The sequence below is a fragment of the Streptomyces sp. NPDC002845 genome (genome assembly GCF_053591955.1).
This window is the reverse complement of the sequence record NZ_JBSFUU010000045.1, coordinates 24,254-41,664: the sequence shown is the minus strand read 5'-3', so window position 1 is coordinate 41,664 and position 17,411 is coordinate 24,254. Positions and strand designations below refer to the sequence as shown.

General features: G+C 70.8%; 14 protein-coding genes and 1 tRNA gene. 8 read left to right on the top strand and 7 right to left on the bottom strand.

The window, feature by feature from the left end:
• Positions 1-174 precede the first annotated feature (174 nt).
• From ACWD3C_RS28965 to ACWD3C_RS28950, 4 genes are all read right to left on the bottom strand, one after another.
• Complete coding sequence (locus tag ACWD3C_RS28965; protein WP_451148971.1) at positions 175-1,008, bottom strand: S-methyl-5'-thioadenosine phosphorylase; 834 nt, start codon at positions 1,006-1,008, stop codon at positions 175-177.
• 74 nt (positions 1,009-1,082) lie between these two features.
• Positions 1,083-1,415 carry an FmdB family zinc ribbon protein gene (locus ACWD3C_RS28960; protein ID WP_451148969.1) on the bottom strand — a complete coding sequence of 111 codons (333 nt, stop codon included), beginning with the start codon at positions 1,413-1,415 and terminating at the stop codon, positions 1,083-1,085.
• A gap of 199 nt (positions 1,416-1,614) precedes the next feature.
• Positions 1,615-2,844 (bottom strand): MFS transporter, encoded by a 1,230-nt coding sequence (locus tag ACWD3C_RS28955; protein ID WP_451149041.1) that lies wholly within the window; start codon positions 2,842-2,844, stop codon positions 1,615-1,617.
• A gap of 382 nt (positions 2,845-3,226) precedes the next feature.
• Complete coding sequence (locus tag ACWD3C_RS28950; RefSeq protein WP_451148967.1) at positions 3,227-4,756, bottom strand: potassium/proton antiporter; 1,530 nt, start codon at positions 4,754-4,756, stop codon at positions 3,227-3,229.
• Positions 4,757-4,958: 202 nt separating this feature from the next.
• Between ACWD3C_RS28950 and ACWD3C_RS28945 the strand changes: the two genes are divergently transcribed.
• Positions 4,959-7,736: a penicillin acylase family protein gene (locus ACWD3C_RS28945; protein WP_451148965.1), complete on the top strand. Its 2,778-nt coding sequence runs from the start codon at positions 4,959-4,961 to the stop codon at positions 7,734-7,736.
• A 103-nt stretch (positions 7,737-7,839) separates the two neighbouring features.
• Here ACWD3C_RS28945 and ACWD3C_RS28940 read toward each other — a convergent pair whose 3' ends face one another.
• On the bottom strand, positions 7,840-8,445 hold the full coding sequence (locus tag ACWD3C_RS28940; RefSeq protein WP_451148963.1) for a 5-formyltetrahydrofolate cyclo-ligase: 606 nt from the start codon (positions 8,443-8,445) through the stop codon (positions 7,840-7,842).
• 116 nt (positions 8,446-8,561) lie between these two features.
• Here ACWD3C_RS28940 and galU point away from each other — a divergent pair, with 116 nt between their 5' ends.
• The 7 genes from galU (at position 8,562) to ACWD3C_RS28905 (ending at position 14,376) form a co-directional block, all read left to right on the top strand.
• Complete coding sequence (gene galU / locus ACWD3C_RS28935; protein WP_451148959.1) at positions 8,562-9,473, top strand: UTP--glucose-1-phosphate uridylyltransferase GalU; 912 nt, start codon at positions 8,562-8,564, stop codon at positions 9,471-9,473.
• Complete coding sequence (gene glp / locus ACWD3C_RS28930) at positions 9,470-10,792, top strand: molybdotransferase-like divisome protein Glp (RefSeq protein WP_451148957.1); 1,323 nt, start codon at positions 9,470-9,472, stop codon at positions 10,790-10,792. The genes galU and glp overlap by 4 nt, the downstream gene beginning before the upstream one ends.
• Before the next feature lie 109 nt (positions 10,793-10,901).
• A complete protein-coding gene (gene moaC, locus ACWD3C_RS28925; protein WP_356593449.1) occupies positions 10,902-11,381 on the top strand; it encodes a cyclic pyranopterin monophosphate synthase MoaC in 480 nt (159 codons plus the stop codon).
• Between the two features lie 14 nt (positions 11,382-11,395).
• The gene (locus tag ACWD3C_RS28920; protein WP_451149039.1) at positions 11,396-11,992 is read left to right on the top strand and encodes a MogA/MoaB family molybdenum cofactor biosynthesis protein; all 597 of its coding nucleotides are present in this window, start codon (positions 11,396-11,398) and stop codon (positions 11,990-11,992) included.
• Between the two features lie 20 nt (positions 11,993-12,012).
• Positions 12,013-12,702, top strand: coding sequence for a GNAT family N-acetyltransferase (locus ACWD3C_RS28915; protein WP_451148954.1), 690 nt, complete (start codon positions 12,013-12,015; stop codon positions 12,700-12,702).
• A 196-nt stretch (positions 12,703-12,898) separates the two neighbouring features.
• Positions 12,899-14,179: a divisome protein SepX/GlpR gene (gene sepX / locus ACWD3C_RS28910; protein WP_451148952.1), complete on the top strand. Its 1,281-nt coding sequence runs from the start codon at positions 12,899-12,901 to the stop codon at positions 14,177-14,179.
• Between the two features lie 123 nt (positions 14,180-14,302).
• Positions 14,303-14,376, top strand: a tRNA-Ala gene (locus ACWD3C_RS28905).
• Between the two features lie 229 nt (positions 14,377-14,605).
• Here the strand turns inward: ACWD3C_RS28905 and ACWD3C_RS28900 are convergent.
• Both ACWD3C_RS28900 and ACWD3C_RS28895 read right to left on the bottom strand, forming a co-directional pair.
• On the bottom strand, positions 14,606-16,423 hold the full coding sequence (locus tag ACWD3C_RS28900; RefSeq protein ID WP_451148950.1) for a hypothetical protein: 1,818 nt from the start codon (positions 16,421-16,423) through the stop codon (positions 14,606-14,608).
• Positions 16,420-17,343, bottom strand: coding sequence for a hypothetical protein (locus ACWD3C_RS28895; RefSeq protein WP_451148948.1), 924 nt, complete (start codon positions 17,341-17,343; stop codon positions 16,420-16,422). The genes ACWD3C_RS28900 and ACWD3C_RS28895 overlap by 4 nt, the downstream gene beginning before the upstream one ends.
• Positions 17,344-17,411 lie beyond the last annotated feature (68 nt).

Below are 17,411 nucleotides of genomic sequence, written 5' to 3'. Positions count from 1 at the left end.
CGTGAGATCGGATTGCGTTCCCACGATGAGGCCTCGCGGTGAATCCCGCCGACGCCTGTGGACGACCGCCGGGCCTGTGGACAACTCCCTCACCCGAACGGGAAGTTCCACCCCACCGAACCCCCTACGGCCCCATCGCCGCCCATGGCACCGCGAACCCCTCACACCCCCCGCTTACGGCATCTCGAACCCAGGATCCATCCCGCCCTGCGCCTTCGAGCACAGGCAGTCCCGCGTCCCGTTGCCCGGCAGCGCGGCCACCGCGTCGAAGAGGACCCCACGCAGCCGGTCGACGTTGGCGGCGAACACCTGGAGCACCTCCTCGTGCGAGACGCCCTCCCCGGTCTCGGCGCCTGCGTCGAGGTCGGTGACGAGGGTCATCGACGTGTAGCAGAGCTCCAGTTCCCGGGCGAGCGCCGCCTCGGGATGGCCGGTCATGCCCACCACGGACCAGCCCTGCGCCTGGTGCCACAGCGACTCGGCGCGGGTGGAGAAGCGCGGCCCTTCCACGACGACCAGCGTGCCGCCGTCCACCGGTTCCCAGTCCCGACCGCGCGCCGCCTCCAGCGCGGCCTTGCGGCCGATGGGGCAGTACGGGTCGGCCAGCGAGACGTGCACGACGTTCGGGATGGTGCCGCCGGGCAGCGGCAGGCCGTCGAAGTACGTCTGGGCCCGTGACTTCGTACGGTCCACCAGCTGGTCCGGTACGAGGAGGGTGCCCGGCCCGTACTCCGGCCGCAGCCCGCCCACCGCGCACGGCCCGAGGACCTGCCGCACGCCGACCGACCGCAGCGCCCACAGGTTGGCGCGGTAGTTGATGCGGTGGGGCGGCAGATGGTGGCCGCGCCCGTGACGGGGGAGGAAGGCGACCCGTCGCCCGGCGATCTCGCCCAGGAAGAGGGAGTCGCTGGGAGGGCCGTAGGGGGTGTCGACCTGTATCTCGGTCACGTCGTCGAGGAAGGAGTAGAAGCCCGAGCCGCCGATGACACCTATCTCTGCGTTCGCCATGCCCGCACCCTAACCGTGCCCGGAACACGGAAGACCCTGCCGCCGTACGACGACAGGGTCTCGTAAGAAAAGCCTTACGCGGCCGAGCTGCTGCTGGAGGAGGAAGAGCCCGTGGACGAGGACGACGACGAGGCCGACGACGAAGAAGAGGTCGACGACGACTTCGAGTCGGACGAGGACGAAGAGTCCGACGACTTCGTGGACGACGCCGGGCTGCTGCTCGACGAGGAGCCACGGCTGTCGTTCCGGTAGAAGCCGGAGCCCTTGAAGACGATGCCGACCGCGGAGAACACCTTCTTCAGGCGTCCACTACAGCTGGGGCACTCGGTCAGGGCGTCGTCGGTGAACTTCTGCACCGCTTCGAGGCCCTCACCGCATTCGGTGCACTGGTACTGGTACGTCGGCACTGGTCTTCCTCCTGGCACTCTCACTCGATGAGTGCTAACGATCGTCAATACTAACCCGCGCTGTCGGTACGTTGGAGTAACGTGCGTCACCTGCCTACGGGCAGCGGTCAGGGCTTGACCGCCACGAAGGCCTTCGCGCCCAAGTGGGAAGCCGCTCAAGCGGTGGAGTCACAGTGACCTGTTCCTGGAAATTTGCGGGTCACATCTCACCGATCGCGACAGGCTCGCGATGGGCCGCGCCGCGCGTGACCACTCTGGCCATGCGCGGCGGCACCAGCCGCGAGCGCAGGGCTACGACGGTCGCCAGGGCAAGGGCCGTTCCGGCCATCGGGACCAGGAATCCGGCGCCGTCCCAGAGGCGGTCCTCCAGTTGTCCGGCGGCCGTGACGGCGGCCGCCTGGCCGAGGGCGACCGCGCCGGTCAGCCAGGTGAAGGCCTCGGTGCGGGCGCCCGCCGGGACCAGGCTGTCGACCAGGGTGTAGCCGGTGATCAGGGCGGGCGCGATGCACATGCCGACCAGCAGGCCGAGCCCGGCGAGGACCACCACGGAGTGGGCGGTCCACAGGCCGGCGGCGGCCAGCGCGAGGGCCGCGTACCCGATGACCAGCCGCTGTTGCGGGGCCGCCTTCCAGGCGATCGCGCCGCACGCGAGCCCGGAGAGCATGTTGCCCGCGGCGAAGACGCCGTACAGGACGCCGTTGATGCCGGGTTCGCCGATCGACTCGGAGAACGCGGCGAGCGAGACCTGCATGCCGCCGAAGACGGAGCCGATGCCCAGGAAGGCCACGATCAGTACGCGTACCCCGGGGACGGACAGAGCGGAGGCGTGCTCCACGCGTGCGTGCCCCTCGACGGCGGGCGCCGGCTGGGTGCTCTTCTGCGCGGCGAACAGCAGGCCGCCGATCAGGGTCAGCGAGGCCTCCGCGACCAGGCCCGCCGCCGGGTCCACGGTGGTGCACAGCGCGGTCGCCAGCAGCGGGCCGAGTACGAAGGTCAGCTCGTCGGTGACGGACTCGAAGGCCGCCGCGGTCGTCATCAGGGGCGAGCCCTGGAGCTTCACACCCCAACGGGACCGCACCATGGGCCCGATCTGCGGCACCGAGGCTCCGGTGGGCACGGCGGCGGCGAACAGCGCCCACAAGGGGGCGTCCATCAGCGCCAGCGCCGTCAGCGTCAGGCCCGCCAGGGCGTGCAGGACGACGCCGGGGAGCAGCACTGCCCGCTGGCCGTGGCGGTCGGCGAGACGGCCGCTGTACGGGGCGAACAGCGCCATGGAGACACCGGTCGCGGCGGCGACGGCGCCGGCCGCCCCGTACGAGCCGGTGGTGTGCTGCACCAGCAGCACGATGGAGAGCGTCAGCATCGCGAACGGCTGGCGTGCGGCGAAGCCGGGGAGAAGGAAACGCCAGGCGCCCGGGGTGCACAGCAGGTTCCTGTACCCCGGGCGATCACCCTGTTGGTCGGGAGTGACCGTGGATGCGGCGGCCCTGGCCTTTCTGCCGCCTGTTGACGCCCTCGCCTGCTCGGCAGACGATTCTGGTCCGCACCGCTGTACGGCGCCACCGCGGGTTCCTGCTTCATCGGCCCCAGCCGCCCCCCGAGAGGGACTGGTCTTACACGAGCCTCCACAGGCGTTACTTTCCGCCCGTCCGGCGGTAGGTCCGACGATCTCGCTGTCGGACAAGCTGAACTTACCGGTGATGATCGGCTCCTGCGGGCGGTTCGTGCGGAAAGCGCGCCACCTCATCCTGAAGGGTGGCGAACCGGCCAACCGTACGACATGAAACATACCCGCAACGAATTGGCGCCCCTTACTCGGCGGTCCCGTTCCCCGTCGTCCCCAGCCACCCGGCCAGCTTGCCGCCCTGGCCCACGGCCCGCAGGCGGCGTTCCGCCGCGTCCCGGACGGGGTCCGTGGCGACCACGAGGAGTTCGTCGCCGCGGCGCAGCACGGTGGTCGGCAGCGGCACGAAGGAGGTGCCGTCGCGGACGACGAGGGTGACGGCGGCGCCCGGGGGCAGTCGCAGTTCGTTGATCTCGACGCCGTGCATCTTCGAGCCGTGCGGGACGGTCACGGACAGCAGGTGTCCGCGCAGCCGCTCCAGGGGCGCCGATTCGATCCCGAGGTCGGCGGCCTCCCCGGGCTTGCCCAGGCGGAGCTTCCGGGCCAGCCAGGGCAGCGTCGGCCCTTGGACGAGGGTGTAGACGACGACCAGTACGAAGACCATGTTGAAGATGCGACGACTGCCCTCCACGCCGTTCACCATGGGGATGGTGGCCAGGATGATGGGCACGGCGCCGCGCAGCCCGGCCCAGGACAGCAGGGTCTGCTCCCGCCACGGCATCCGGAACGGCAGCAGCGCGAGGACCACGCTCAAGGGTCGCGCGACCATGGTCAGCACCAGGCCGATGACGATCGCGGGCAGGATGTCGTCGCCCATCTCGTGCGGGGTGACCAGCAGACCGAGGAGCACGAACATGCCGATCTGGGCGATCCAGCCGAGCCCTTCGGCGAAGCCGTGCGTGGCGGGCCAGTGCGGCAGCTTGGAGTTGCCGAGCACCATGGAGGCCAGGTACACGGCGAGGAAGCCGCTGCCGTGGGCGAGTGCCCCGGCCGCGTACGCGGCGACGGCGATGGCCATGACGGCGATCGGGTAGAGGCCGGAGGCGGGCAGTGCCACGCGCCGCAGGCCGTACGCGCCGAGCCAGCCAGCGGCGAGGCCGATGGCGGCGCCGATCGCCAGCTGCAGGGCGATCTCGCCGACCAGGGTGGACCAGTGCTCCGCCGGCCCGGCCGTGGAGAGCGAGACGACGAGGATGACCACCGGGGCGTCGTTGAAGCCGGACTCGGCCTCCAGGACGCCCGTCACGCGCGCGGGGAGGGGGATTTTCCGCAGTACCGAGAAGACGGCGGCCGCGTCGGTGGAGGACACCACCGCCCCGATGATGAGTGCCTGCCGCCACTCCAGCCCGACCAGGTAGTGCGCGCCCGCCGCCGTGATCCCGACGCTCACCGCGACCCCGGCCAGCGCCAGCACGCTCGCCGCGGGCAGGGCCGGTTTGATCTGCTTCCACTTCGTGCCGAGGCCGCCCTCCGCGAGGATCACGACGAGGGCGGCGTAGCCGATGACCTGGGTCAGTTCGGCGTTGTCGAAGTGGATGTCTCCGATGCCGTCCTGGCCCATGGCGATGCCGATGCCCAGGTAGACGAGCAGGCTGGGGAGCCCGCTGCGCGAAGAGACGCGAACCGCCGCCACCGCGACGAGCAGAACGAGCGAGCAGACGAGCAGGAGCTGGTTGAGGTCGTGGACGGTCAGCGGCTGTGTTCCCTTCTGGGCCATCAGGACAAGTAATTCGTTACCTTATCTAACTCTTGACGCTTTCTTGGCACTCCCTTTGGCGTGATCGAACTCCCGTACAGGCTGGTTGCCGACTCCGAGTCAAGTACCAGTGGGCCCTGCGCCTATGGTTGCTCCAGCGCTCAGTAGAAAGCACGAAAGCACAGCCCGCCCTGCCGCTCGCGTAAGGACAGCAAGGACAGCGATGCCCCCCACCACCACCGCCTCTTCCGGTCAGCAGCCCGGCAAGTCCGGCAGGAAGAAGGGGCGCAGAGCCCGCCTGATCGTGATCGTCCTGGTGCTCGCCCTCGTCGGAGGCGTCGGCTACGGGGGCTACTGGTCCATCAGTACCGTGCGCGCCTCCTTCCCGCAGACCAAGGGCTCCATCACGCTGGAGGGCCTGTCCGGGCCGGTCGACGTCAAGCGCGACGGCAACGGCATCCCGCAGATATACGCAGCCTCCGACGAGGACCTGTTCATGGCGCAGGGCTTCGTCCAGGCGCAGGACCGGTTCTACGAGATGGACGTGCGCCGCCACATGACCGCGGGCCGCCTGTCGGAGATGTTCGGCAAGGGCCAGATCGGCAACGACGAGTTCCTGCGCACCCTGGGCTGGGAGCACATCGCGCAGGAGGAGTACGACACCAAGCTGTCCGACTCCACCAAGAAGTACCTCGACGCCTACGCCGAGGGAGTCAACGCCTACCTGGACGGCAAGGAGGGCGAGGAGATCTCCCTGGAGTACGCGGCCCTCGGTTTCGCCAACGACTACCGGCCCGAGGAGTGGACCCCGGTCGACTCGATCTCCTGGCTGAAGGCGATGGCCTGGGACCTGCGCGGCAACATGCAGGACGAGATCGACCGCTCCCTGCTGACCAGCCGCCTGGGCCCGCAGCAGATCGCCGACCTGTACCCGCAGTACCCGTACGGCCGGAACAAGGCGATCGTTCAGGAGGGCCGGTACGACGAGGTCACGGAGACGTGGGCACAAGGGTCGCAGGGCTCGGGCACCGGGACCTCCACCGGCTCCTCGGGGACCGACGCGGCGGGCACGGGCCTTGCGGGAGGCATCGCGGCCCCCGCGGGTCTCCAGAGCCAGCTGGACGGCCTCTACGACGTCCTGGAGGACCTGCCCGAGGCCGTCGGCGTGAACGGCAACGGCATCGGCTCCAACTCCTGGGTCGTCGGCGGCGAGCACACCATCACCGGCAAGCCGCTCCTCGCCAACGACCCGCACCTGTCGGCCTCGCTGCCCTCGGTCTGGTACCAGATGGGCCTGCACTGCCGCAGCGTCTCGGAAAAGTGCCGGTACGACGTCGCCGGCTACACCTTCGCGGGCCTGCCCGGTGTGATAATCGGCCACAACCAGGACATCTCCTGGGGCATGACCAACTCCGGCGCCGACGTCACGGACCTGTACCTGGAGAAGCTCACCGGCGACGGCTACGAGTACGACGGCAAGGTGGTGCCGTTCGAGACCCGCGAGGAGACCATCGAGGTCGCCGGCGGCTCGTCCAAGACGATCGTCGTCCGCACCACCAAGGACGGCATGCCCCTGCTGTCCGACCGCTCCGACGAACTCGTCAAGGTCGGCCAGAAGGCCACCGTCGACAGCGCCGCCCCCGACCGCGGCGACGGCTACGGCATCGCGCTGCGCTGGACCGCGCTCACCCCCGGCACCTCCATGGACGCCGTCTTCGCGATGAACAGGGCCGCGGACTGGAACGGCTTCCGCGAGGCGGCCGCCCTGTTCGACGTGCCCTCGCAGAACCTCGTCTACGCCGACACCGAGGGCAACATCGGCTACCAGCTCCCCGGCCGGATACCGATCCGCGCCAAGGGCGACGGTTCGCTCCCCGTGCCGGGCTGGGACTCCACGTACCGCTGGACCGGCTACATCGGCCAGGACGAGCTGCCGTACGAGTACAACCCGAAGCGCGGCTACATCGTCACCGCCAACCAGGCCGTCGTCGGCAAGAACAAGTACCCCTACACGATCACCACGGACTGGGGCTACGGCGCGCGCAGTCAGCGCATCACCGATCTGATCAAGTCGAAGATCGACGGCGGCGGCAAGATCTCGACCGAGGACATGCGCCAGATGCAGCTCGACAACAGCAGCGAGATCGCCAAGCTGCTGGTGCCCCTGCTGCTCAAGATCGACGTCGAGGACAAGGACGTACGCGAGGCGCAGAAGCTCCTGGAGGGCTGGGACTACACCCAGGACACCGACTCGGCGGCGGCCGCGTACTTCAACTCGGTCTGGCGCAACATCCTCAAGCTCGCCTTCGGCAACAAGCTGCCCAGGGAGGTGCGGGTCAAGGGCCAGTGCCTGTGGGTGAAGTCGGTCAACACCACCGGTCCCGCGGATGCGGAGCAGAGCGTGCGCGAGTGCGGCCGGCGCGACGCGGACCAGGCGCAGCCGGACGGCGGCGACCGCTGGTTCGAGGTGGTCCGCAGGATCGTCGACGACGAGGACAACGACTGGTGGTCGGCGCCCGGGACCCGCATCCGGGAGGACGCCGGTAACCGGGACGAGCTGTTCGAGCGCGCCATGACCGACGCCCGCTGGGAGCTGACCGCCAGGCTCGGCAAGGACATCGACACTTGGAACTGGGGCCGGCTGCACCGCCTGTTCCTGAAGAACCAGACCCTGGGCACCGAGGGCCCCGGCTTCCTGCGGCACATGCTCAACCGCGGCCCCTGGAAGCTCGACGGCGGCGAGGCGACCGTCAACGCCACCGGCTGGAACGCTGCGGGCGGCTACGGCGTCATCTGGGTGCCGTCGATGCGGATGGTGGTGAACCTCGCGGACCTCGACAAGTCCAAGTGGATCAACCTCACCGGCGCCTCCGGGCACGCCTACAGCGCCCACTACACCGACCAGACGGACAAGTGGGCCGAGGGCGAGCTGCTGACCTGGTCCTTCTCGGAGAAGGCGGTCGAGGACAGCACGAGCGACACGCTGCTGCTGAAGCCGTGACCCGCCTGACCGCGATCCCTTGACCGTGATCCCCTGACGGAAGACGGCCTCCACGCACGCGTGTGGAGGCCGTTTCCCTGTCCGGGCCGGCGGGCGTCCGGGCTCAGCGGAAGCGCCGTACCCCCGACGGCGTCACCACCGCGTGCACCGGGCGGTCGTGCGCCTCCTCGGGGACCCGGTCGACGACCTCCGTGTCGTACAGGAGCACCACCAGCGCCGGTCCGGCCCCCGCGCGCTCCAGCCGGGCCAGGACGCGGTCGTACGAGCCCCCGCCGCGGCCGAGGCGCAGGCCGCGGGAGTCCACGGCGAGACCGGGCAGCAGGACGGCGTCGGCGTCGGTCACGGCTTCCGGCCCCAGCCGTTCGCCCGCGGGCTCCAGGAGGGCCATCCTCCCGCCGTGCCGCACGCGGACGAGCGATTCCGGTCCGGCGTACGCCCCCCAGTCCAGGTCGTTGTCCTCCAGGAGGACCGGCAGCAGGACGCGCACCCCGCGCGCGTACAGTGTGCCGAGGAGTGCGAGGGTGCCCGGCTCGCTCCCGACGGAGACGTACGCCGCCACCGTGCGCGCGTGCGCCAGTTCGGGGAGGTCCAGGGCGCGGTCGGCAAGAGCGGTCGTCGCTTTCCGGACGTCATCGGCCGTCAACCTGCCTCTCACCGCGAGAAGCTCTCGCCGCAACGAGCGCTTGGCAGGCTCGGTGTCACGTCTCATGGGACCCACAGGGCTGCTCCCGTACTGTGTCGGTAACTGACTGCAATGTGCTCATATGAGAACGATTTAACGGGAGCCACAGATTCCGCACATAGGCACCGGATAAGGTTGCCGCCATGACTGAGTCGAACCCCAGGATCAGCAAGGCTGTCATCCCCGCAGCCGGTCTCGGCACCCGGTTCCTTCCGGCCACCAAAGCCACTCCCAAGGAGATGCTGCCGGTCGTCGACAAGCCGGCGATCCAGTATGTGGTCGAGGAAGCGGTGTCGGCCGGGCTCGACGACGTCCTCATGATCACCGGTCGAAACAAACGTCCCCTGGAGGACCACTTCGACCGCAACTACGAGCTGGAATCGGCCCTCCAGAAGAAGGGCGACGCCAACCGGCTCGCCAAGGTCCAGGAGTCCAGCGACCTCGCGACCATGCACTACGTGCGCCAGGGCGACCCCAAGGGCCTCGGCCACGCCGTTCTGTGCGCCGCCCCGCACGTCGGCCACGAGCCCTTCGCCGTCCTCCTCGGCGACGACCTCATCGACCCGCGCGACCCGCTCCTCCAGCGCATGGTCGAGGTCCAGGAGCAGCGCGGCGGCAGCGTCATCGCGCTGCTGGAGGTCGCGCCCGAGCAGATCCACCTCTACGGATGCGCCGCCGTCGAGACGACCGAGGACGCCGACGTCGTCCGCGTGACCGGCATGGTCGAGAAGCCGGATCCGGCCGACGCCCCCTCGAACTACGCGATCATCGGCCGCTACGTCCTCGACCCGAGCATCTTCGGCATACTGCGCCGGACCGAGCCGGGCCGCGGCGGCGAGATCCAGCTCACCGACGCCCTCCAGCAGCTCGCCGCCGACGAGAAGGTCGGCGGACCAGTGCACGGCGTCGTCTTCAAGGGCCGCCGCTATGACACCGGTGACCGAGGCGACTACCTGCGTGCCATTGTCCGACTCGCATGCGAACGTGAAGACCTGGGCCCGGACTTCCGGACCTGGCTTCGCAGTTACGTAGCCGAGGAGATGCAGGGACTTTGAGTACCGCCGCGACCCGCGACACCGGCCGGGACCACCTCTGGTCGGTGACCGAACACCTGGAGGACATCCTCGCCACCGTCCGCCCCCTGGAACCCATCGAGCTGCAACTCCTCGACGCCCAGGGCTGCGTCCTGGTCGAGGACGTCACGGTGCCGCTGTCGCTGCCGCCGTTCGACAACAGCTCGATGGACGGGTACGCGGTACGGGTCGCGGATGTCGCGGGCGCGAGCGAGGAGTTCCCCGCCGTCCTGACGGTCATCGGCGACGTGGCGGCCGGCCAGGGCGAGCAGCCCCACGTCGGCCCCGGCGAGGCCGCCCGTATCATGACCGGCGCTCCGCTGCCGCCCGGCGCCGAGACCGTCGTCCCCGTGGAGTGGACCGACGGCGGCCTCGGCGAGGGTCCCGTGACCGGGATGCGCGCCCACAGCGCGTCCCCCGAGGGCGCCACCGGACAGGTCCACGTCCACCGCCCGGCCGGGCCACGCGCGCACGTGCGCGCGAAGGGCAGCGACGTGAAGGCCGGCGATCGCGCCCTCGCCGCGGGCGCCGTCCTCGGCCCGCCGCAGATCGCCCTGCTCGCCGCGATCGGCCGCGGCACGGTACGCGTACGCCCGCGCCCGCGCGTGGTCGTCCTGTCCACCGGCAGCGAACTCGTCCAGCCCGGCGAGGAGTTGCGCGGCGGCCAGATCTACGACTCCAACAGCTTCGCCCTCACCGCCGCCGCCCGCGACGCCGGAGCCATCGCCTACCGGGTCGGCGCCGTCGCCGACGACGCCGAGACGCTCCGCTCCACCATCGAGGACCAGCTCGTCCGCGCCGACATGCTGGTCACCACCGGCGGGGTCAGCGTGGGGGCGTACGACGTCGTCAAGGAGGCGCTGGAGTCCGTCGGCGACGAGGACGAGGCGGGCAGCGGCATCGAGTTCCGCAAGCTCGCCATGCAGCCCGGCAAGCCCCAGGGCTTCGGCTCCATCGGCCCCGACCACACGCCGCTGCTCGCGCTCCCGGGCAACCCCGTGTCGTCGTACGTCTCCTTCGAGGTCTTCGTCCGCCCCGCGATCCGCACCCTCATGGGCCTGACTGACGTCCACCGGCCCACTACCCGCGCCACCCTGGACACCGCCAAGGCGCTGACCTCGCCCGCGGGACGGCGCCAGTTCCTGCGCGGCACGTACGCCGACGGCAGGGTCACCCCCGTAGGGGGTGCCGGATCGCACCTGGTCGCGGCCCTCGCCCAGGCCGACGCGCTGATCGTCGTCCCCGAGGACGCCGAGTCGGTCGAACCCGGCACCGAGGTCGAGGTGGTCCTGCTCGGCTGAGGCAGCCCGGGCTGGCCGGGTCGGGCCTCCGGCTTGGGAGTACCGTGTCGCGCACAACGAGGTCGCGCGCCGCACCGCGACCAGGCCCTGACCGGGAGCGCCACAGCACATGAGTACGCAGGACCGACTGACGCACATCGACGAGGCGGGGGCCGCCCGCATGGTCGACGTATCCGGCAAGGACGTGACCGCGCGCACCGCCCGCGCCAGCGGCCGGGTCCTTGTCTCGCCGCGGGTGATCGAGCTGCTGCGCGGCGAGGGAGTGCCCAAGGGCGACGCCCTCGCCACCGCGCGCATCGCGGGGATCATGGGGGCCAAGCGGACCCCGGACCTGATCCCGCTCTGCCACCCGTTGTCAGTGTCGGGTGTCAAGCTTGATCTGTCGGTCGCCGACGACGCCGTCGAGATCCTGGCCACCGTGAAGACGACGGATCGTACGGGCGTGGAGATGGAGGCCCTCACGGCGGTCTCCGTCGCCGCGCTCACCGTGGTCGACATGGTCAAGGCGGTCGACAAGGGGGCGGTCATCACGGACGTACGCGTGGAGGAGAAGACGGGCGGTAAGTCGGGCGACTGGAGCCGGGCATGACGGGCAAGACGGGCATGCCGTACCGCGCCCTGGTCGTGACCGCCTCCAACCGGGCCGCCGCCGGGCTCTACGAGGACAAGGGCGGACCCCTGATCGCCGAGGGGCTCGTCAGGTTCGGCTTCGCCGTCGACGGCCCGCAGATCGTCCCCGACGGTGACCCCGTGGAGGCGGCGCTGCGTGCGGGCGTCGACGCCGGGTACGACGTCATCGTGACCACCGGCGGCACGGGCATCTCGCCCACCGACCGCACCCCGGAGGCGACCCGCGCGGTCCTCGATCACGAGGTGCCGGGCATTCCCGAGGCCATCAGGGCGTTCGGAAGAGAGAAGGTGCCGACGGCGGCGCTGTCCCGGGGGCTCGCCGGAGTCGCTGGAGGCACGCTGATCGTCAACCTGCCGGGCTCCACCGGCGGGGTGAAGGACGGCCTGGCCGTACTGGAGCCCCTGCTGGTGCACGCCGTCGATCAGATCCGCGGCGGCGACCACCCGAGGCCCGCCGGGGACCGCCCGGCATCCGGCGGCGACCACTCCGCGACCGACTCCACAACCCACTCCGCAACCGATTCCACAACCGACAAGGACCCCTCCAGATCCCCCGGGGGTGCGAGCTGAACAGCCCATCCTGGCCCGTCGTGCTGGTGGACGGAGATGTCGTCCTCCGGCCGATAAAGCTGCGCGACCAGCGGGCCTGGCGCGAGGTCAACCGGCGCAACCGGGACTGGCTGCGGCCGTGGGAGGCGACCATCCCGCCGCCCGCGCCCAGCGGCCCGGCCGTGCACCGGCCGACCTACCGCCAGATGGTCCGTCACCTGCGCGCGGAGGGCAACGCGGGCCGGATGCTGCCGTTCGTGATCGAGTACCAGGGGCGGCTCGCCGGGCAGTTGACGGTCGCCGGGATCACCTGGGGTTCCATGTGCTCCGGGCACGTGGGCTACTGGGTCGACGAGGCGGTCGCCGGGCGGGGCGTCATGCCGACGGCGGTGGCGCTCGTGGCCGACCACTGCTTCAGGACCGTCGGTCTGCACCGCATCGAGGTCTGTATTCGCCCGGAGAACCGGCCCAGCCGGCGGGTCGTCGAGAAACTCGGATTCCGCGAGGAAGGGCTTCGTCCACGCTATCTCCACATCGACGGCGCCTGGCGCGACCATCTCGTCTTCGCCCTCACCGCCGAAGAGGTGCCCGAAGGGCTCCTGAGCCGTTGGCGGCGCACTCAGAGCGCCGGTCTGCGGGACCGGCCGCAGGACCACTCGCGGGGCCGCTCGCAGGGCTTCTCGCCGGGCTTCTCGCAGGACACGAGCGCGCCGGGCAATCCCAGCAAATGAAATACGTGTTCGAAATACCTGTTCGAAATTAACGGTCGGCGATCGTGTTGAGACGTTCTCGGAGCGTTAATTTCGCGCTCCCGGTGGCCTGCTGATCACATCGGTCACAAAAAAAGCTCGAAATATCAGCCAGATCGTGCGACACACCGGCTCAATTGGCGGATGGCCTCACGCAAACCCCTCTACCGTGTGAGGCGTGAGCAGCAGCGGCCTCATCTACGCAGTCATCGTCGGGGCCTGGGCCGCCTACTTGGTGCCGATGTGGCTCCGTAGGCAGGACGAGCTGAACGAAGCCCGTCCGACGGAACGCTTCAGCACCGCCATCCGGCTCCTGTCCGGACGGGCGGGCATGGAGCGCCGGTACGCCAAGGACCTGCGGGCGCGCTCCACCGACGAGGGGGAGTACAGCGCCGACCCGGACGCGGTCACCGACTCGGTGGACGTCCGGGCCTTCGCCATGCCTCCGACGGGGCCGCGGGTGAAGACGGAGCTGCCGAAGGAGCGGGGCGAGTCGAAGCAGGGCCCTTCGGCGAGTGCGAGTGCGAGTGCAGGCGCGGGTGCGAGCGCGGGGGCTGCTGGTGCGGGTGCGCGGCCGGTGCCGCAGCAGGCGGCCGCCAAGCCGTCACCCAAGAAGCCGGCGTCCAAGAAGCCAGTGCCCAAGTCGGCGCCCCAGCCTTCCGCGAAGCGGCGGCCGGGGGCGCGGAGCGGTGCCTCGGCGGAGGCCGCGGCGCGGGCCCGGCGCTCGAAGGTGCTCGCGCGCCGACGGCGTACGACGGTGATGCTCTTCCTCGCCTTCACGCTCGGGGCGATCGTCGCGGCGGTCGGCGGCCTCGCGCTCCTGTGGGCACCCGGCGTGCCGGCGGTGCTGTTGAGCGTGTACATCGCGTACCTGCGGGCGCAGGAGCGCAAGCGGTTCACGTACACGATGGACCGGAGGCGGGCCGAAGCGGCGGCGCAGCGGCTGCGTGAACGGCAGCCCCGGCGGCGGCCGACCCCCGACCCGGACAGCGACGAACCGGAGGACGCGCCAGAGACCGCGACCAACCCCGGCCTGTCCGCCCTCGCCGCCGACCGCCGCGCCCTCGTCGAGCAGACCGACCACGCCGAGTGGGTCGACCAGCAGCGCGAACGCCAGCGCCGCCCCGGCCACGGCGACAGCTGGGACCCGGTCCCGGTTCCCCTCCCGACCTACGTCACCGCCCCGGTCGCCCCCCGGGCCACACCCAATGTCGACCTGGGCGCACCGGACGCGTGGAGTTCCGCCCGCTCCAGCGCGGCGGAACCCGGCGCGTGCCCCCCGGAGCGGGAGCCGGAGGCCGCCGCCGAGGAGCCCCCGGCTGCCGCCGCCGACCCCCCCGACGGCGGCCGCTCCGACGCCCGCCGCGCCGCCTCCGCTCGCCGCGCCCGCGAACGCGGACGCACTCCGCTCTTCGACCAGTACGACGACGGCGACCGTCCACGCGCGGCGAACGAGTAGCACCGACTGCCGTCCCCGCCTCACGAACAGGGCGTCCGTCGGCCGCCACAGAGCCCTCCTTGACCAGCACGGAACGGATTTCCAAGCACCCGGACGGGGATGCTAGAGTTTCACTCGTTGCAAGGGCCTGTGGCGCAGTCCGGTAGCGCACCTCGTTCGCATCGAGGGGGCCAGGGGTTCAAATCCCCTCAGGTCCACGCACGGCCGTTCTTGAGTTAGCTCAGGGTCGGTTGACGAGATCCCGGCGATCATGATGATCGTGCGGGATCGTCGTCGTTTCCGGGGTCTGTTCGAGGTTGTTCGGGGTGATGGATGGCGGCGATCCCTGGGGGTGGCCGCGCCGCCGTGCTGTATTTCTCTGTCGCGCCCATCACTGTCAGCTCCGGGCTGCCGGGGCTGACTGAGGTCCTATGTGGTTCTTCCCGCTCAGCGATCTGTGGTGGACGGCGGTGGCCGTCCGGTCTGCGCGGGCGGCTCTGCTTCTGGCCGTGTTGGTGGCTGGGGATCGGCGTAGTCGTAGTCCAGGCGGCTGAGTTGGGCGCCGGTGCGCTGGTAGAGCCAGGTCTCGAGGATGTCGAGGTTTCCTGCGGTGACCAGGATGGCGACGAGGAGCGTCTGGGCGACCTGGCCCGGGGCTGGCCGGTGTTTGGGGTTGCCGATGTCGATCTCGTCGCCCTTGAGGCGACCGTGGATGCCTTCGTTGTGCGAGCGGATGGGCTTGTAGACGGCGATCCAGTCGTCGGACAGGTAGTGGCTGTCCTGCCGGAACTTCGCGGTCTTGAGGTCGCCGGCGGCGGGGACGGTGATGTCGGACTTGCTGCAGACCGGGGGCAGTTCGTCCGCCGGTGGCAGGGTGAGCCATTCGTCCTGGGGGAGTTGGACGGTGGGCCGGGCGGCGGGGTGGGCAGCACGCTTGCGGTGATCGGTGAAGTCGACCACCGCCGACGGCGGTCCCGAGGTGCGGGGCTTGCGGGGGCGGAGCCGGTCGCGGCGTGCGCAGTTCACCGACGGCGACGGTCCGGCGGCCGGGCACTGGAGCCGGATGGCGCCTCGGGCGTCGGGGCCCTGCTTGGTTTTGAGGAAGTGCGGCTCGCGGGCGGCGATGTGTTCGATGAGCTGCTGGTTGTCGCGGATTTCGCGTACGGCTTTGTCGTCGAGGCCCTTTGTGGCGTGGGCGAGCGTGCGAGGCATGTGGGGGCAGGCGAGGCAGCCGTCGATGAGCAGGGCGCCCTGCCAGCTGCCCTGCGGGCCTCGGTCTTCGACCTTGTAGTCCAGGGCCAGGCGGTAGCCGAGGCGGCGTACGGGGATCTGGAAGTGCTCGGGGGAGCAGCCGGTGTAGGCGCGGTCGGCCGCGCACGTGCCCGTGGGCAGGCGGAGGTTGCTGACTTCTTGGAGCGCGACGATCGCGTTGCGGCCGATGCGGACGGTGGGTGTGTCCAGCACCAGGCCGACGCACATCTGCGGGTAGGCCGTCGGCTTGCCAGCGCTCTCGCCGGGGCGGCGGCGGTGGGCTGCGACGACGAAGGTGGCGCTGTAGCCGAAGGTGCCTTCGTCCGAGCCCGCGCTGTAGTGCCAGCCGGCCGTGATCTCCACGGATGCGGTCTGGGTGCGCTCGCTGGAGGGACGCGCCAGGACCGGAATGGGGGTGGCGTCCACGCCCACGTCCCCGCGCCAGCCGCGCAGGTAACCGCGGTCCTGAGCAAGGCGGACCGGGGAGAGAACCAGCTGGTTGGCGAGCAGCTGGAGCCGCTCGGCGGCCTGCCTGCCGGAAGGGACGTTCCATGCCTTCGCGTAGGCGTCGGCGATCTCCCGGGGAAGACGGGAACGGCGGTTGCACCGGGCCGGGTCCAGCACGGTGGTGATGCGATCGAAGCCCCGGTAGAGGCGGCGGCTGGCCGCGATGCTCTCCCGCACCGTTGCGGGCGGCTCTTGAGGGACACCCAGCCAGCTGCGGGCCCTGGGCTCCAGGCGGAAGTGCAGGATCCGCCACGCCTCGGCGATGCTGGCCCTGCCCGTGAAGTACGCCGCCAGCAGAAGCCCGGCCAGCACCGTGCGCGGACGCACCCCCGCCGGCCCCGGCCGTCCCCGCAGCAGTTCCTCCAGGTGCTGGGGCACCCCGGAGCGGTCCAGCAGCGTCAGCAGCTGTCCGACCTTCGAGTCCTCGATCTTGGTGATCTTTCCCGGGCGGATGCGGGGCCGAAGGGCGCGGGCGGCCTCCTCGTCCGCCGCCGGACGGGGCATCATCGGCGGTGCCCGTGCAGCAGCCGGATGACCTCCTTCCGCGGCAGCGGAGGGACCCACTGGTGGTAGGGGGCGAGCCCGGCCGGCGAGGTCATCCCGGCTGCCGTGGCGACGACGGCCGGGCTGATGCCCTCGGCCAGCAGGCCCACGATCCATGTCGACCGCAGACGGCGGGCCGACAGCCGGGGCAGGCCGCCGGGCGGCCGGTGGCGGGTCGGCCAGGACAACACCAGGTTCTTCGCCGCGGCCACCTTCCGGCCCGGCCGGAACACGTAGCCGGCCCCTGCCGCGTCGGCGAGTTCCACCAGGACCGGTGCCCAGTCGGCACGGCAGGCCACCAGGCGCCCGAGCAGGGCCTCGTCCAGCACGGGCACCCCGCAGGCGGCATCGATGTGATGACCGCGGACCTTGGCGAGTTCACCGGGTGCCAGGCCGCAGCCGGCGCTGAGCGCCGTCAACGCCAGGCCGTCCTGCCGGGCCTGGCCCGGCAGGTGCCCGGCCCAGTTGCGCAGTCTGGCCAGCTCGCCCTTGTCGTAAGGCGGTTGCGGGTTCCTTCGGGACGAGATCCGCACGGGCGGAGCCTCCCCGCGCTGTACCCACACCAGCGCCTCGCGGGTGCGCCGCAGCCAGGTGCGGCAGGTCTGGACCGTCGATCCGTCCAGGCCGGTGCAGCCGGACAGCACGAAGGCGTCGATCGTCTCCGTGCGCAGCCACACTCCCGGGTCCCGTGGCAGGCCCTGCTGGTCGGCCCACACGGCCAGGCGACCCACGGCATAAAGAAGCCGCCGTGTCTCATAGCAGGTGGCCGGGGCGGCCGCCGTCACCGTGGCCCGCACCTGGTCGGCCACCGGCGCCCACCGCCGGTGCGGCAGGCGCGGGCAGTAGTCGCGGATCCGGCCGGAGATCTCCGAACTCAACGTCACAGACCAAGCCCACCGGCTGGTCAAGCAGCCGGTGAAGGGGTTGAAGCCGATCTTCACGGAAAGGAGTG

Bases quoted from the DNA above. Each gene is read 5' to 3' on its own strand.
- ACWD3C_RS28965 (WP_451148971.1), bottom strand. From the start codon at position 1,008: ATGGCGAACGCAGAGATAGGTGTCATCGGCGGCTCGGGCTTCTACTCC.
- ACWD3C_RS28950 (WP_451148967.1), bottom strand. From the start codon at position 4,756: ATGGCCCAGAAGGGAACACAGCCGCTGACCGTCCACGACCTCAACCAG.
- ACWD3C_RS28945 (WP_451148965.1), top strand. From the start codon at position 4,959: ATGCCCCCCACCACCACCGCCTCTTCCGGTCAGCAGCCCGGCAAGTCC.
- ACWD3C_RS28940 (WP_451148963.1), bottom strand. From the start codon at position 8,445: ATGAGACGTGACACCGAGCCTGCCAAGCGCTCGTTGCGGCGAGAGCTT.
- galU (WP_451148959.1), top strand. From the start codon at position 8,562: ATGACTGAGTCGAACCCCAGGATCAGCAAGGCTGTCATCCCCGCAGCC.
- moaC (WP_356593449.1), top strand. From the start codon at position 10,902: ATGAGTACGCAGGACCGACTGACGCACATCGACGAGGCGGGGGCCGCC.
- ACWD3C_RS28920 (WP_451149039.1), top strand. From the start codon at position 11,396: ATGCCGTACCGCGCCCTGGTCGTGACCGCCTCCAACCGGGCCGCCGCC.
- ACWD3C_RS28900 (WP_451148950.1), bottom strand. From the start codon at position 16,423: ATGATGCCCCGTCCGGCGGCGGACGAGGAGGCCGCCCGCGCCCTTCGG.